The sequence below is a fragment of the Microbacterium sp. GW823-FHT02G05 genome, assembly GCF_058797175.1.
The window spans coordinates 1,602,881-1,616,167 of the sequence record NZ_JBXAJK010000001.1 but is presented as its reverse complement, the minus strand read 5'-3'; the positions used below and the strand labels follow the sequence as shown (position 1 = coordinate 1,616,167).

The 13,287-nt window shown below is 65.0% G+C and carries 27 protein-coding genes and 2 tRNA genes; 8 read left to right on the top strand and 21 right to left on the bottom strand.

Going from position 1 to position 13,287, the window contains the following annotated elements; all coding sequences use genetic code 11:
* Window position 1 precedes the first annotated feature (1 nt).
* The 4 genes from AC1REM_RS07870 to AC1REM_RS07855 form a co-directional block, all read right to left on the bottom strand.
* Complete coding sequence (locus AC1REM_RS07870; protein ID WP_492514124.1) at window positions 2-499, bottom strand: phage terminase small subunit; 498 nt, start codon at window positions 497-499, stop codon at window positions 2-4.
* A gap of 61 nt (window positions 500-560) precedes the next feature.
* A tRNA-Asn gene (locus AC1REM_RS07865) sits at window positions 561-632 on the bottom strand.
* A gap of 150 nt (window positions 633-782) precedes the next feature.
* Window positions 783-854, bottom strand: a tRNA-Gly gene (locus tag AC1REM_RS07860).
* A gap of 9 nt (window positions 855-863) precedes the next feature.
* Complete coding sequence (locus AC1REM_RS07855) at window positions 864-1,151, bottom strand: hypothetical protein (protein ID WP_492514123.1); 288 nt, start codon at window positions 1,149-1,151, stop codon at window positions 864-866.
* Between the two features lie 522 nt (window positions 1,152-1,673).
* On the opposite strand from AC1REM_RS07855, the gene AC1REM_RS07850 reads away from it, so the two are divergent.
* The 6 genes from AC1REM_RS07850 (at window position 1,674) to AC1REM_RS07825 (ending at window position 4,365) form a co-directional block, all read left to right on the top strand.
* Complete coding sequence (locus AC1REM_RS07850; RefSeq protein WP_492514122.1) at window positions 1,674-2,003, top strand: hypothetical protein; 330 nt, start codon at window positions 1,674-1,676, stop codon at window positions 2,001-2,003.
* Window positions 2,004-2,005: 2 nt separating this feature from the next.
* The gene (locus tag AC1REM_RS07845) at window positions 2,006-2,434 is read left to right on the top strand and encodes a hypothetical protein (protein ID WP_492514121.1); all 429 of its coding nucleotides are present in this window, start codon (window positions 2,006-2,008) and stop codon (window positions 2,432-2,434) included.
* 99 nt (window positions 2,435-2,533) lie between these two features.
* Entirely contained in the window at window positions 2,534-2,824 is a 291-nt protein-coding gene (locus tag AC1REM_RS07840) for a hypothetical protein (RefSeq protein WP_492514120.1), read from the top strand.
* The gene (locus AC1REM_RS07835) at window positions 2,821-3,393 is read left to right on the top strand and encodes a hypothetical protein (protein WP_492514119.1); all 573 of its coding nucleotides are present in this window, start codon (window positions 2,821-2,823) and stop codon (window positions 3,391-3,393) included. Before AC1REM_RS07840 ends, AC1REM_RS07835 begins: the two co-directional genes overlap by 4 nt.
* A gap of 113 nt (window positions 3,394-3,506) precedes the next feature.
* On the top strand, window positions 3,507-3,812 hold the full coding sequence (locus tag AC1REM_RS07830) for a hypothetical protein (RefSeq protein WP_492514118.1): 306 nt from the start codon (window positions 3,507-3,509) through the stop codon (window positions 3,810-3,812).
* A 337-nt stretch (window positions 3,813-4,149) separates the two neighbouring features.
* Window positions 4,150-4,365, top strand: coding sequence for a helix-turn-helix transcriptional regulator (locus AC1REM_RS07825; protein ID WP_492514117.1), 216 nt, complete (start codon window positions 4,150-4,152; stop codon window positions 4,363-4,365).
* A gap of 340 nt (window positions 4,366-4,705) precedes the next feature.
* Here the strand turns inward: AC1REM_RS07825 and AC1REM_RS07820 are convergent, their stop codons facing one another.
* On the bottom strand, window positions 4,706-4,834 hold the full coding sequence (locus AC1REM_RS07820; RefSeq protein ID WP_492514116.1) for a hypothetical protein: 129 nt from the start codon (window positions 4,832-4,834) through the stop codon (window positions 4,706-4,708).
* Window positions 4,835-4,902: 68 nt separating this feature from the next.
* Here AC1REM_RS07820 and AC1REM_RS07815 point away from each other — a divergent pair, with 68 nt between their 5' ends.
* Window positions 4,903-5,097, top strand: coding sequence for a type II toxin-antitoxin system HicA family toxin (locus tag AC1REM_RS07815; RefSeq protein ID WP_492514115.1), 195 nt, complete (start codon window positions 4,903-4,905; stop codon window positions 5,095-5,097).
* A 1-nt stretch (window position 5,098) separates the two neighbouring features.
* Window positions 5,099-5,467, top strand: a complete 369-nt coding sequence (locus AC1REM_RS07810) for an antitoxin HicB (protein WP_492514114.1) — start codon at window positions 5,099-5,101, stop codon at window positions 5,465-5,467.
* 237 nt (window positions 5,468-5,704) lie between these two features.
* Here the strand turns inward: AC1REM_RS07810 and AC1REM_RS07805 are convergent, their stop codons facing one another.
* The 16 genes from AC1REM_RS07805 to AC1REM_RS07730 form a co-directional block, all read right to left on the bottom strand.
* The gene (locus tag AC1REM_RS07805) at window positions 5,705-5,974 is read right to left on the bottom strand and encodes a hypothetical protein (RefSeq protein ID WP_492514113.1); all 270 of its coding nucleotides are present in this window, start codon (window positions 5,972-5,974) and stop codon (window positions 5,705-5,707) included.
* The gene (locus AC1REM_RS07800) at window positions 5,964-6,212 is read right to left on the bottom strand and encodes a DUF3039 domain-containing protein (RefSeq protein ID WP_492514112.1); all 249 of its coding nucleotides are present in this window, start codon (window positions 6,210-6,212) and stop codon (window positions 5,964-5,966) included. Before AC1REM_RS07800 ends, AC1REM_RS07805 begins: the two co-directional genes overlap by 11 nt.
* The gene (locus AC1REM_RS07795) at window positions 6,209-6,457 is read right to left on the bottom strand and encodes a hypothetical protein (protein WP_492514111.1); all 249 of its coding nucleotides are present in this window, start codon (window positions 6,455-6,457) and stop codon (window positions 6,209-6,211) included. Before AC1REM_RS07795 ends, AC1REM_RS07800 begins: the two co-directional genes overlap by 4 nt.
* Window positions 6,454-6,915, bottom strand: coding sequence for a DUF4326 domain-containing protein (locus AC1REM_RS07790; protein ID WP_492514110.1), 462 nt, complete (start codon window positions 6,913-6,915; stop codon window positions 6,454-6,456). The genes AC1REM_RS07795 and AC1REM_RS07790 overlap by 4 nt, the downstream gene beginning before the upstream one ends.
* Window positions 6,908-7,297 carry a hypothetical protein gene (locus AC1REM_RS07785; RefSeq protein WP_492514109.1) on the bottom strand — a complete coding sequence of 130 codons (390 nt, stop codon included), beginning with the start codon at window positions 7,295-7,297 and terminating at the stop codon, window positions 6,908-6,910. Before AC1REM_RS07785 ends, AC1REM_RS07790 begins: the two co-directional genes overlap by 8 nt.
* Window positions 7,290-7,529, bottom strand: coding sequence for a hypothetical protein (locus tag AC1REM_RS07780; RefSeq protein ID WP_492514108.1), 240 nt, complete (start codon window positions 7,527-7,529; stop codon window positions 7,290-7,292). The genes AC1REM_RS07785 and AC1REM_RS07780 overlap by 8 nt, the downstream gene beginning before the upstream one ends.
* Window positions 7,526-7,738, bottom strand: a complete 213-nt coding sequence (locus tag AC1REM_RS07775; protein ID WP_492514107.1) for a hypothetical protein — start codon at window positions 7,736-7,738, stop codon at window positions 7,526-7,528. The genes AC1REM_RS07780 and AC1REM_RS07775 overlap by 4 nt, the downstream gene beginning before the upstream one ends.
* Window positions 7,735-7,932, bottom strand: a complete 198-nt coding sequence (locus AC1REM_RS07770; RefSeq protein ID WP_492514106.1) for a hypothetical protein — start codon at window positions 7,930-7,932, stop codon at window positions 7,735-7,737. The genes AC1REM_RS07775 and AC1REM_RS07770 overlap by 4 nt, the downstream gene beginning before the upstream one ends.
* 79 nt (window positions 7,933-8,011) lie before the next feature.
* Window positions 8,012-8,152 carry a hypothetical protein gene (locus AC1REM_RS07765; RefSeq protein WP_492514105.1) on the bottom strand — a complete coding sequence of 47 codons (141 nt, stop codon included), beginning with the start codon at window positions 8,150-8,152 and terminating at the stop codon, window positions 8,012-8,014.
* A 64-nt stretch (window positions 8,153-8,216) separates the two neighbouring features.
* Window positions 8,217-8,909: a hypothetical protein gene (locus tag AC1REM_RS07760; protein ID WP_492514104.1), complete on the bottom strand. Its 693-nt coding sequence runs from the start codon at window positions 8,907-8,909 to the stop codon at window positions 8,217-8,219.
* Window positions 8,906-9,751: a hypothetical protein gene (locus AC1REM_RS07755; protein ID WP_492514103.1), complete on the bottom strand. Its 846-nt coding sequence runs from the start codon at window positions 9,749-9,751 to the stop codon at window positions 8,906-8,908. Before AC1REM_RS07755 ends, AC1REM_RS07760 begins: the two co-directional genes overlap by 4 nt.
* A 70-nt stretch (window positions 9,752-9,821) precedes the next feature.
* Window positions 9,822-10,007, bottom strand: a complete 186-nt coding sequence (locus tag AC1REM_RS07750) for a hypothetical protein (RefSeq protein ID WP_492514102.1) — start codon at window positions 10,005-10,007, stop codon at window positions 9,822-9,824.
* Window positions 10,007-10,498 (bottom strand): single-stranded DNA-binding protein, encoded by a 492-nt coding sequence (locus tag AC1REM_RS07745; RefSeq protein WP_492514101.1) that lies wholly within the window; start codon window positions 10,496-10,498, stop codon window positions 10,007-10,009. The genes AC1REM_RS07750 and AC1REM_RS07745 overlap by 1 nt, the downstream gene beginning before the upstream one ends.
* Window positions 10,498-10,794 carry a hypothetical protein gene (locus tag AC1REM_RS07740; protein ID WP_492514100.1) on the bottom strand — a complete coding sequence of 99 codons (297 nt, stop codon included), beginning with the start codon at window positions 10,792-10,794 and terminating at the stop codon, window positions 10,498-10,500. The genes AC1REM_RS07745 and AC1REM_RS07740 overlap by 1 nt, the downstream gene beginning before the upstream one ends.
* The gene (locus AC1REM_RS07735) at window positions 10,791-11,327 is read right to left on the bottom strand and encodes a hypothetical protein (RefSeq protein ID WP_492514099.1); all 537 of its coding nucleotides are present in this window, start codon (window positions 11,325-11,327) and stop codon (window positions 10,791-10,793) included. The genes AC1REM_RS07740 and AC1REM_RS07735 overlap by 4 nt, the downstream gene beginning before the upstream one ends.
* Window positions 11,324-13,285, bottom strand: coding sequence for a DNA cytosine methyltransferase (locus AC1REM_RS07730; RefSeq protein ID WP_492514481.1), 1,962 nt, complete (start codon window positions 13,283-13,285; stop codon window positions 11,324-11,326). Before AC1REM_RS07730 ends, AC1REM_RS07735 begins: the two co-directional genes overlap by 4 nt.
* Between the last annotated feature and the right edge of the window lie 2 nt (window positions 13,286-13,287).

The following is a 13,287-nucleotide window of genomic DNA, read 5'->3' as shown; positions in this document are numbered from 1 at the left end:
GTCACTCCCCCGCGATTCGTCGCCGACGGTCGTCGATGCTGGTCACATTCGAGCTCGCAGCGTTGCCCACCGGGTAGTCCTCGGGAACTTCGACCTCGAGACGCAGACGCAGGCGATCGGCGACAGTCGCGCCGAAGGAGTTCACACGGATGCGGATCTCCGCGGCGCGCTCCGAGTTCTTCCCGCCGCTCATCCACATCTGGTGATGCAAGAGCGCCGTGTCGAGCAGGTAGTCCCAGTCCGGCGCGGTGAGCATCTTCGCTGCCTGCGGAGATTCACGCCAGTTCTGCCACCACCGCACAGTCTGCGGGTGCCATTCCTCGCGCTGGTCCTCGCCCTCCCAGTAGTCCGGGTCGCGATCCTTCTCAGGAATCAGCGGCAGGACGTCGTCCGGGAGAGGGAAGCCGCCAAGCTTGCCGTCGGACTTGATGATGTCGCGCGTCGGAGTGTCCCGACCGCGTGAGCGCCGTTCACTCGGCGCCGGACCCTTGCCAGCCATGTGTGCCCTCTCCCGAAACGGAAGCCGCGCGCCGAATCGGCCGCAGACGGTGATGATGAAGCTCCCGGGGCAGGGTTCGAACCTGCGCGCATCCGATCAACAGTCGGCCGCTCTGCCACTGAGCTACCCGGGAATGGGTGGAGTAGGCGTGTAGCGACGCCTCGTTCTTAGGTTCCAAGCAAGCGAACGTCTGTCCGGGGATGCCTCCCTGACCGGTGACCATTCGACGTACCTAGTCGCGCAACAGGACATGCCCTTGTACCGACTCGGAACCTCCACCTCGAGCGATCGACGGGATTCGAACCCGCAGCCTCCTGATTGGAAGTCAGGTGTCCAACCGTTGGACTTCGATCGCGTACGACAACTACTCGTCGTCGTCAGAGCTGCCGTTAAGCATGCCCCACGTGGCGCGCTCCACGACGACGTCAAGGAAGCGCGCCATTCCCGCCGCCTCCACAGTCGACGTGGTCGGGCCGATCGCGTACTGCGCGCCGGACACGAGCGGAAGCGCTGCGGGATCGTCCGACTGCACCCGCGAGTGCGTCGCCACGACCACCCAGCCCGTCATCATCGCGCTCGGAGGAAACGACTCGGTCTCTTCCATGAACGCATTGATCGCGGCCCCCAGCCGCTCAAGCGGAGTATCGCTCATGCTCTCCCCCACAGTCGAAGTCGAACGACTCCACACCCTCGACACCGCGCCCACGCCATGAAGAGCTTGCGCCCAAGCCGCGGATGACGTTGCTGGAACGACCAGTCCTCGTCGTCGAACCATCGAGGCGTCGGCATCCGCGACCCCAACCACGTGTACGCGACGAGCACCCTCGGGTGACGGGGATGCGGGTAGACGGCCATCGGACTCCTTCGGGCGCAATCGGGGCCGGATTATGACCCCCCAGACCCGCGCGCACCGCGAGAGGCAGAACGCTTGCGGGCCGGGAGAAGACGGGGGTAGGGGGTGGGTGCCCCTGTGTGTGCATTGGGCGTCAAGTCACTTGACGTTCGGCGGGTGTCGGGCGCGGTGTGACGTGTGGTGTGTGTCGTGTGGGTTGACAGTGGCGTGCTGTCGTGGCGACACGCCGTCATGGTCACACCACTTGACATTGAGTACAGATGTACCTATGGTTATGAGTGTCGGAAGTGAAACCCCGACCCACACCGAAGGGAACACACCATGAGCGAACGAATCACCCGCGCAGACATCGCCGTACAGGCGGCTATCCTCCACGCCTACTCAGAGGCGGCAGGAATCACGAAGACAGGCGACCGCCTCAGCATCGACAAGTCGGCAAGCGGTCACTACCTGCACATCATCCCCGCGGGCGGTTCTAACCGCTCGTCATTCCCTGGCACCCGCGCATTCGGCATCATCGGCGGGACGGCGCGTGAGGCGTTCCAGACGCTCAATGTCATGCAGGAAACGATGCGGGCAACACTGGACGCGCTGGGCGTCGCCTATGCGTACCCGCGTGAGGCTATCGCCGCGATTCGTGGGGAGCGCTAACCATGTCCTATTACGATGCCGCGCAGGTGGTACGCGCCCGAGTGCTGGACGACAACCTCAGTGAGGCTCAGATCGAGGCATTGCACGCAGAGCTCCCCGAGCGCAAGCAGCGCACCGAGGACGAGCGCGCGGTCGCGCTCGGGCTGTCGCTCGCCTTCTCTGAGCGATACAGGGCACGTATCGCGACCATGTCCACGTCGGACCTGATTGCGGAGCACCAGACACTCACGGATGACGGTGCGTTCTACATCGACCCGGAAACCAAGCTCAACGCGGAGCGCTCGAACGTGATCGAGAACGAGTTGGAGCGACGCTATCCCGGATCGGATCAATTCGAGGCGTTCGAGCAGAGCGGCGGAGACACCGAGAATGGCACGGGCTATCTCGCGCACTGGGGCGAGTACTGGACCGCAAAGATGCACGGCGAGTAACTCGCACACCCGCGCACCGCGTAGGCGGCACCCGATCACGACGGGAGCGCGGGACAACCTCCACGGGTGAAACAGTGGAGCAATCGAAGGGAACAGGTCATGCGAGTATTTGAATGGGAAGACGGATTCACGCCGTACAGTGCGACGCTCGACGGCGACACGCTCACTGAGTATGCGGGTGATATTGCACGCGACGCGGGCGCGACTGTTGAGCGCCGTTCGATCATCGTGCGTCGCTCCGAATGGGACGACGCACCCGAGCGCGACGATTACCCGATGACGGATGACTTTGCAGCCGGTGAGGTTGGCGGCGTTCCGGCCGTGTGGATCGACGGTCAGGCGTACATGCTTGCGCCGGTCGTCGTTGAGGCGAACGGCGGTGCGCTGTGAGCGTGCGGGGCGTCGAGTTCGACGCATGGGCAACGTATGTTGCAGGGGAATGCGAGCGGTTCTATGCGCATACCGACGGCGTAACTTACATCTTCGCGAATACGCCGAAGGCGGCGCGCTATCTTGCACGCTGCGCGGCGCGCGGCACGTCGTCGGAACAGGCGGCATTCACGGGCGCGTGGCACGTCGTGCGCGGGCTTGTGACAACCGAGTTCCGACAGTGGGTCGAAGAGTACGAAGGTACTGAGCGGGTCACGTTCTCCGAGTGGCGTGAGCGGTCGAAGGATGAGCGCGACGCCGTCGAATGGCGCGAGTCGGCAGACTTCGCACTAGGGGAACTTGCAACCCTGCGACGCCTCATTGCAGAGCGTGACGCGCTGATCGTCGCGGCATCCCAGAAGGGCGCGACGAAGGTTGCTATCGCTCAGGCGGTCGGCCTGTCACGGCAGCAGGTGCACACGATCGTGTCCGCTGCGGAGCTGGCACCCGTCCCGGATGTTGCACCATTCGACGAGTGGGCGGCGGAAGTTGCGCCGGTCGAAGCGGACGTGTGGGGCGTACTGATCTAGTTGCAGCGCGTACCGGCGTAGGCCGGCGTCAGGCTCATGACCTGAACGCGCACGGGTGAATTGCACCTATCCCGCTTGTGAAACGGCGGGATGAATCGAAGGGAAGTTGCGTCATGGGGAAGATGAAAGAGGCCTACGCGGTGGCGGTGGAAGGCGAAGCCCTGCCGGATCTGTTCGAGGCCGTCGGGGCGCTCGCGTCCGTGTGGAAGCACACCGAGTTCGCGGAGGACATGTACGCGGCGATGGCGTGGGCGGAAGTTGCACCGCTCGCGATCGTGTTGCACTCGGCGGGATGCGGAGAAGTTGCATCGACTGTCGTGCGTGCGTGGCTCGATGCGAACGACGCTGAGTCGGCGGCGGAAGCGATCGCCCCGGCGACGCCGGCCGAGCTTCTTGCACGGTTCGAGGTGGAGTTGTGAGGCGCCAGGCGGTGCCGGTAGTTGCACCTGCGATGACGGCGCGTGTTGCAGCACGGTTGCGTCCGCTGTTGACGCCGCGCCCTGCACCTGTCGTGTATGAGCGGAAGTTGCAACCGCTCGAAGGTATTGCGTGGCCGCGGCGTGCGGCGCTCTCGGTCATGCCGGGGCAGGTTGCGATGTTCGACGTCGCCGACGGCGGGGAATTGCAGACGTGGTGACGAACGAAGATGCCCCGGCTCGACCTGCGATGCAGGGTGAAACCCGAGCCGGGGCGTTGCTGAATACCGAAGGGAATTGCAGCATGAGTGATTCTACTGCGGCGTGGGAAGATTGCACCATGACGGTTGAGTACATGGGCGCTTCGGAGATCGCCGCCTATGTGGGGCTCTCGGCGCAGACGATCCGCAACTATGCGGCTGACGGGCGGCTTCCTGAGCCCGATGTCCGCATTGGCGCGGTCGGCGGATGGTCGAAGGCGTCGATCGACGCGTGGAAGGCGAATCGTCCAGGGCGGGGCGCGCGCACCGATCTTGCTCCGAAGGCCGACGCATAGTTGCAGCTACGGGAGCAGACCGGGGTGTCGGCGTTTCTTTGCAGCCTTCCGGCGTGCGGCGGCTTTCGCGGCCGCTTCGCCGCCTTCCGCTGAGCTCTTCACCTTGTGGTGATACTCGCAGAGCGCCTGCAGGTTCTCCGGCGAATGATCCCATGAGCGCGACTGGTCGCGGTGATCGCACTGGTTCGCATACGCGCCACACTTGCGGCCGGTGTCGTAGCGGATGTGCTGACATCGACGCCCGTCGCGGTCGAGGACGAAGCTTGCACGTTGCGGCCAGTCAGCCGGAAGTTGCGCCTTGCGGTTCGACGACGACCATGCCAATTTGCACCTCCGAGCGCTAGCGCCGGCGCGCGGCGCGGTCTGCGGCGATGTCTTCGTCTTCGCAGAGCAGCGCGGCACGGATGCTGGGGTAGGCGTCGCCGCACCCTTCGCAGATGTACTGGGCAGATGGGGTGTCAGCGCTCACGACCCTCTCCCAACATCAGTGTTTAGGGGGGCTTGACATTGACAGTTTAGGGGGGCTAAACTAGAGTCATGGTCAAGCCGATGAGACATACCGCACTCGCCGCTCTGCTCAAGGAAGCGGGATTCGTTTCCCGACAGGGCAAGGGCGATCACGAAGTGTGGTTGAAGGGACGCCACCGGGTGACGATCACGCAGACGCGCGATATCTCCCCCGGCCTCGTCCGCAAGGCACTAAAGACCATCGAAGCATCGAAGGAGGACTGACATGGAACTCACCGTCACAGCTCGCAAGTGGGAGCAGGGGTGGGAGCTCTGGATCGGCGACGAGGTCGCTACCCAGGTTTCCACGCTCGACAAGGCGGCACAGCAGGTGCGCGACTACCTCGACACGGAAGCCCCTGGCGTCGATCACGACGCCTGGGTGATCAACGTTGTTCCCGACATCGGGGCGCTCAATGACGTGGTGACGGCGGCGCGCGTTGCGACCGAGAAGGCTGCTGAGGCTTCGACTGCCGCTGCAGCACAGTCGCGCGCTGTTGTGCGCAACCTTCGGGATGCTGGCTTCTCTGTCACCGACTCGGCGGCGATCCTCGGAGTTTCGCGCGGTCGGGTCTCTCAGCTCGCCAACGGCTGACCGAAGGGGTGTTGAAGTGCTCGCCTCGCCATGACGCGGCTCGAGCGTGTTCAGTTGTGCCCGCCGATAGCGATCGGCTCGACGAGGCTTGCCAGGACTGAGGTCGGCTGACGTGCTCGGAGACTGGATCGTCTTCATTCGGCGGGATGTTGCGGCTGCAAGCCTGGGGCTGGGGCCGCGGATTTGGGCACAAGAAAACCCCCGGCGTTGCCAGGGGTTATGGGTTCTCGAACCTAGTTACACACTATCAGAGCGACCGGAATCGCTCTTGCGTTTCCAGCGTGTCGTCGGCCCGTCGGTAGGCAAGTCGCCGAATCGGACGGCTTTGCCGTGCGGGTGACCGAATTGCGATGGCGGGTAGGTATGGAGGTCGATACTGTCGACCTTGATCCAGTTGCGGATCGTCCGCTCCCCCACATCGAACAGCGCTGGAAGGTTCTCGATGGGGACGAGCATGTCGGCGATCTCGTCGGAACGGATGAAGTCGGATTGGCGGTCAGGCGTCATTGTCGAGGAACCTCTGGTCGTCTTCGTAGATCTCTTTGCAGGTAGGGCAGACGCCGTACTTCTCCGGGTCGGAGTTCGGCGTCCAGATCTTGCCGCAAAGCGCCCGCGCCGGGACGCCGTTCACCTGCGCGTCGAGGATCGCCGTCTTGCGGACGTAGTGACTGAACCTGTCATGATCGCCGTCGCTGGTCGTGGTCGTGGTTGTGCTATCGGTGTCTTCGAGCACGTCGGCGCTCATGTGGGTTCCTTTCCTGTGGTGAGTGCCCGGTGGGCCATGCGGTACTGCTGGGCTTCGTATTCGGCAATGGCCTGAGCCATCTGCGTGATCGCGTCGACGACCACGCGGGCGGCGTTCGCAAACGCTTCCGCCATCGCGTTGAAGAGTCCCGTGAAGTCCATCGCCGCGATGGCGGCGATCGCTTCACGTTGTTCTCGTCGCGCTTTGCGGATCGCGCGGCCGGCGTGGCGTCGCTCCTTCGTCATGTGTGCTCCTTGTGGCATGGGCAGGTGCAGTTGGTGATGTCGTCGGCTTTGTCGTCCCATGCGCGCCCGTCGCACGCTGGGTGCTTCCCCTCACGGCAATCAGGGCCGATCACCGATCGAGCGCTTTCCTGGTTGGCGATCTCCAGCAGCACGTCTGCGTGGCATGGCTGATCGGATGGACACCAGCAGGCGAGGTTCTTCCCAGCGAGTTCGCGGCGCGCGTTGTCGCGTGCGGCGCGCCCGTTCTCCGAGTCGGAGTACAGGAACCACTCCCGGAAGAACTTCACCGTAGTCTCACGATCTGGGATACGGCCAGCGAAGGTTCCGTGCATGGTCGTGAAGCGCGCCAACCCGCCGATCACGAACGGGTTTCCCCATTTCGACGGGCGGGCGACGACGACCGTGTTCTCTGGCTTCCGCCATCCCTTCTTGCGTGAGAGTTGGATGCGTTCAGGCATCGGCGTCCTCCTGGGTGTCTGTGTAGTGTTCGACGTCTGCCCACAGGTCGCGGGTGACGGCCTCGACCCTTTCGGGGCGGGTGGTGTTGTCATGGGTGGATTGGCGGGCGGAACGGTCAGCGGCACTCATGCCGCCTCCACGAGCGTTCGCTCCAGGACCACGTACCGGAGCGGTGGACGGCGAAGTCGCCTCAGAGCATCCGTCACCAGCGGCTCGATCGCCCTGTTCAGCCAGGGCGGCAGCACGCACCTCGGCATCATGAGCGGCCAGCCAGCGATCGAACTCGGCGTAGCGTTCCTCGACATCGGTGGTCAGGGGAAATGGGTGCGCCTTCGCCCACGCGTGGCGAATGGTGCTCAGCTTCGGCGTGCGCTCAGACATCATCGACTCCGATCGCTTCGTCGAGCTTCTTCTGGATCGCATCGATCCGCTTCTGCCATCCGTCCGCATCAGCACGCAGGCGGCTTTCGCGCTCCCGACACGCACGAATCGTGGACGCGCTCGGCATGCAGTTGCCCAGGTCGTTGTCCTGTTGGCGGATGAGTACGTAGCAGTGGTTCCGCTTCGCGATGTACTCACGCTGCAGATCCCGCAACTCGGCGATCTCGCTCATCGGTTCTGCTCCTCTCGGTTCTGACTTGCGGCAACGAGAAACGGCGTGCAGTCGTGATCGTTCGCGCCGTGGTTCGGATGACCGCAGTCCTGGTGTGCGTGGGCGTAGTGCGCGTCGAAGTCCCAGACCAGGACGCCGCAGATAGTGCACGCGAGAAGACAGACGTTCGGGTAAGGCTGCACGGCCTTCATCCGCTTGTCGGTGCTCATCGGTTCTGCTCCTTTCGGTTCTCTCCCGCGGTGGCGGCGGGTGGCGCGACAAGCTCTTCCGTCACGCGGACGACTCTCACTCGCCACTCATCTACGCGCGAGTAGTGCTTGTGCAGCTTCTCGACGGTCACCTCTGCGTCATCACCCATGCCCTCTGCGGCGGCGACAACCTGACGCAGATGCCCCAAGTTCACGTCTCGGTAGTCGTTCTCGGTTCGGAATGCGACTCTCCGCACCTCACGGTCGTAACGAGTCGCTTTTGGTTCCTTGTCCTTAGCCACGGTTCTCTCCCTGTTCGGTGACGACGGCAGCAGCACGCAGAGCGGCACGCAGGGCCTCGCGATTGGGCACGGACCAGTCGCTCAGATGCGAGGTCGTGGCGTGCGGGTAGAAGCCGTTCAGCGCGGCGAGCACCTGCGCGTCGGACGGTTCGCCCTGTGGCTCCGGCCCGAGCAGTCGCCGGTTTTCGGTCGCCTCGTCAGCCCACGCGATGGTCTCCTCCGCGCACCGGATTCGCCTTCTCGGCGGTCATCGCTTCGAGTTGCACCTGGGAACGTCCCATTACCGACGCGGCACGTCCGAGCAAGTTGGCGAGAGCCGTGTCGCCCGTGTGTTTCCGCCAGGCAGTCAGCTCGCTCATGAGCACTTCGATTGCCGACCGGATCGCCGCGTCGGTCGGTTCGCCCTGTACGGGGCGGCGGAGAGCGGCAGACACTGCATCGGTGATCTTCTCGTTCAGTGGCCCCATGTTCTGGCCGAGGATGGCGACCTGCACCTTCTCGGGGAAGTTCGAAGCGTTGAAGAGCACTCCGCCCACTGCCCGCCGAATCAGATCACGCGCCACGCGTTCTTCTTCGTCGCCCTGTACGGGACGGCGGAAGCCAGCGGCGATCAGAAGATCAGCGGCTTCAAGCGCTGACTCTGCCTCCGAGTACGGACCTTCGTGGTGCACCGAAACCGCCAGTTGATCGAACACCGGGAGCATCACCTGCGCAGCGATCTTCCGCTCGTCGTCGGTTGGGGTGAGAGCCTGCTCGAATGAGTCGAGCACCGTCCGAAGATCCGCGAACGCCTCGCCGCCCGGCGTCGCGCATAGACAGCGTTCACCCTCGTCGAGTAGCACCTCAAGCCGCTTGACGGCCTTGATCAGTTCTTCACGCTTGCTGGTCATGCTGTCCTCGCCTTCTCGCGCTCTCGACGCGCCATGTCCTTCTGGATGCCCTCGAAGATCGGGGCGTAGATGTCGACCCACCCGCGGACGTAGTCGGGATGGTCGGGGTTCGGTTCACCGTTCACCCCTGGCGGGCCTTCGCTGAACCACGACAGCCGGTAGTCGCACCCGTCGGCGTTGCACATCACGTAGATGTCGTCGAGGTACTGCAGGGGCGCGTGTCGGTAGAGCTCGCGCTTCCGACACTTCGGGCAGAGCACCTCCGGGATCGGCCGGCGTTCCACCTCTGCGTCCTTATAGCGGGCGAGCGCGCGCTGCATGCGGCGGACGGTGACGACGGCCTGGGATGCCCCTTCGGCAGTGTTGAGGCGGGCGTCGAGGTCGGCCTCCCATGAGGCGACAACGCCGTGGGCCTTCGCGATCGCGTCGTCGATCGAGTCCGTCGCACGGAACTTCGGTGCGCCGAGCGCGACCATGAGCTCGTCGGCGGCATCCCACGAGTCCGGGAGGAGGATCGACATGTCCATCGATGTGTGCACCCGCTCCCCCACGGCTGCCCCTGCACGTTCGATGCTTCGCAGGTGGGCGATCAGCCACCCGAGGCGTCCGAGTGCGTCCTTGAACTTCCACAGGCAGACGCCGCAGAGCATCGTGCCGTGGACCGCGCCGCGGGGGACGCACCCGCGGCATTCGCTGTTCTCGTCGCAGGACGCGTAGTGCGCCGTGGGGACGCGGACTCCGTCGCGGATGCCGCGGCGGTGGCACGGGGCGGGACGATCCGCGCGCGGCACGCCCTCCCACCATTCCCTGTCGACAGTGATGCAGAACCGGTCACCGGTCATGTTGAAGCCCTCCTGGGTACAGCACGGGGCGGCTCCCCTGATGGGAACCGCCCCGTTGGCGAAACGCGACCTAGTCGCTTTGAATTGGCCGCTCGAAAACGAACGTGGCGCGCGAGCCGTCCCGAAACATGACGGGGTCTTCAAACTCGACACTCACGAGAGCCGCGCCGATCGGGATCTCCTGCATCGCATCGATGATCTGCAGAGGCGTCGTGCCTGATTCGATGGTCAGCACTTCTTTCCGATAGACGCCCATCAGAACGGCGTATCGTCGCCGAACGAACCAGGCGTCGACCACGGTTCTTCGGCGGCGCCTGGTTGGCGGGTCGACCACGCGCCGTCGTCGTGCGACTGCGCCTGCGCGGCAGGCTGACCATTCCGAGACGCCGCCCGCGTGACCTGCGCTGTCGCATACCTGAGCGAAGGGCCGATCTCGTCGACCTCCAGCTCGATCGCCGTGCGCTGGTTGCCCTCGCGGTCCTGGTAGGAACGCTGACGCAGACGCCCGGTCGCGATGACCCGCATGCCCTTCGTCAGACTCCCGGCGACGTGCTCGGCGAACTCGCGCCACACGGATGCGCGGAGGAACAGCGCTTCGCCGTCCTTCCACTCGTTCGCCGCACGGTCAAAGTTCCGAGGCGTCGATGCGATGGTGAAGTTCGCCACCGGCAGCCCGTTCTGCGTGTAACGCAGTTCGGGGTCGGCCGTGAGGTTTCCCACCACGGTGATGACGGTTTCGCCGGCCATCAGTTACTCACCTCGTTCGCGTCCTCGGCCTCGACGACGACGGGGTGCGGCTGGGTCAGCGTCTCGGGGATCACGACAATCGCCTCGGGCGCGAGCGGCGTGAACGCGCTCTTCGGAAGCTCGATCGTGAGCTTCACCTCGACAGTCCCCGGCTCAGGCGCCGCAGAGCGCTTCTGAGTCGAACGGATGACCTTCGCTCCGTCGATCGACTCGGGCTTCGAGTGGTCGCTCATCCATCGCTTGTACTCAGGCTGCACCTGCAGGTACACGGTCGCGCGGACAGTGTCGTCGCTCATGGTTTTCCTTTCACGGTCCGCAGTGCGGACAGGTTCGTTTCGGGCAGGGTCGGGTCGATTGGTCGGCCGGCCATTCGTGCGCCGATCGCGACGAGAGCGACGGCATCAGCGATGTCGTCGCTCCCGTCGATCGCGAACTGTGGGTAGCGGGCGGTGACCTGCTCGAGCACCGCCTGCTTCCCCGCGTTCCCGTTGCCCGTCGCGTACTTCGCTCGGGTCTTTGGCGGGACGACGATCACCGGGTCGTCGACGAGCGGCGCGAGCCGACCTGCGACCCACCACCACCCCGCGGCGATCACGTCGCGACGTGCGCCCGGGGCGTGGTGGAGGACACCTTCGAAGACGATGGTGTCGTCGGCGCCGAGATCCGCCCATGCTTCGATCTGGTCGGCGATCGACGTGAGTCGTTCGACAACCGACTTGACGGTGCCGTCGTCCTTCGGTGCGGTGATCGTGCATGTGTCTGTCGTTCCGTCGTCGCACAGGACGGCGAGGCCAGTCGATCGGAGTGAAAAGTCGACGCCGAGGATCATGCCAGCACCGCCAGGAGGAACTCGGCGACCGCGTGACCGAGGTCGCGCGCGGCGGGCGGCGTGACCGCATTCCCTGCCTGCTTGACCTTGTCCCGCTTCGATCCGAGCAGCAGGTAGTCGCGGGCGAAGCCCATGCCTGCCTGAATCTCGTGCGGCTCGAGCATCCGGAATCCGGCGTCCTCGACGTCGAGACTGATCGGCATACCCGGTTCGATGAGCGACTGGTGTCCGCCGGTGGTGAGCGTGCGGATCGGCTCAGCGATCGGCGTGGACATCTCCGCGCCGCCCTGGTTGTTCCGCATGATCAGCGCGTCGATCCGCCTGGACTCCGCTGTGTCGACCCAGCGCCCATCGAAGTCACCTTCGCGGTGCCACTTCATTGCCGCTTGCCGTTGCTCTTCCAGATCAGCCAGGACCAGGGCGTGGTGGTTACCCTCCGCGCTCACCGTGTCGATCGGGTGCGTGCTCGGCTTTGCGACACCGTGATTGCGCAGCGGGATCAGCAAGCCAGTCTCGTTGCGCGTCGACTGCGTGCGCATCGGGTCATCGACGGAGGCCGCGGACTTCCCCTCACGCCCTTCGACGGGGATCAGCAGCGACGCGTGTGTGCCGCCCGCCACGATCGACGGGAGAACCCGCGACACTGGCTCCGACCGCGACGCATCCGCACCGCTCACGTTGTTCACGATCAGCGGTTGCGCGACGAACATCGAGCCCGACGCGGTGAGCGCGCCGAGTGCCTCCGACGCGGGTTTAGCCGGCACGGTGTTGCCCTCGCCGCGCACGATCAGCGCGTGGTTCGCGCCGTCCGCGACAACCGTCGGCAACGCACCATCGAGCGTCTGCGTGCGCGCGCGCTCACGGAACTGCGCGAGGAACGCGGGCGGCAACGCCAGCCCATGCTCAGCGGTGCCCGTCTGCACGGGAGCGGGCGAATCAAGGTCCGACACCCGCAGGTAGTTCGAGCCCGTGTTCACGCCGTCGTACGTGTTCCCCGCAGCCTTCGCGATGATCGGCGCCCAGTGACGTTCCATGCCGCGACGGATGCGCTCGCGGGTCTTCTCCGCGAGAGGCTTCGTGCGATCGCCGATGCGCTGCGCGGGCAGGGACCAGTCGATGATGCTCGACGCCGGCAACCATCCCGGCTCGACGACCTGGAAGCACTCCGGGCACCGGTAGAGGTACTGCGCACGGTATCGGCCCCACTGCTCCGCCTTCTTGAACGCCTGCACAGCCTGGATCTCGCCGTGCTCCAAGCACAACGCCATCGGGCGCGTCCACTTCCCGATGTTCGGGCCGCGGTGCTTCTTCGACACGAGATCCTCGCGCCACATCACGATGTACATGCGGTCCCGTGACTGCGGGGCCGGGAGCCCACCGATCTGCGCGTGCATGCTGTTCAGCCACACGATCTGCATCCGGTAGCCGAGCTTCTCCATCGCCAGCTGCCACGCCGGGAACTGATCCCACCGGTACGCGTCGACAACGTTCTCCAAGATGATCGCCATGTACCGGTGGTGCTCAGCGAACCGCGGGATGTCCCACATCGTCGCCCGTGACCGGTTCGCCGCCTCATCAGGCAGAGGACGCGTGCCGTCCATCTCGAACAGCGCGAGGTCCTGCTGCCGCTGCCGCTTGACGCCCTTCGCGATCGAGTGGTTCGTGCACTCCGGCGACCCCCACAGCACATGCGTCTTCGGGAAGTACCGCGGGTCCACCTGACTGATGTCGGCCTGCGAGTGCTCCGTGTCCGGGTGGTTGATCTGGTGCGACTCGATAGCGAGCGCCCAGTGATTCGCCGCGATCACGACCTTGTACCCCGCCTCGACGAGGCCGGAAGATGAACCGCCCGCACCGCAGAACAGATCGGTGACCGTGAGCCCGTTCCACGGCACCGTGGGGTGCGTGTAGCCCTTGAACTTCGACGTCTGGTGCCCTGCGATGAACGCATTGGTCATCG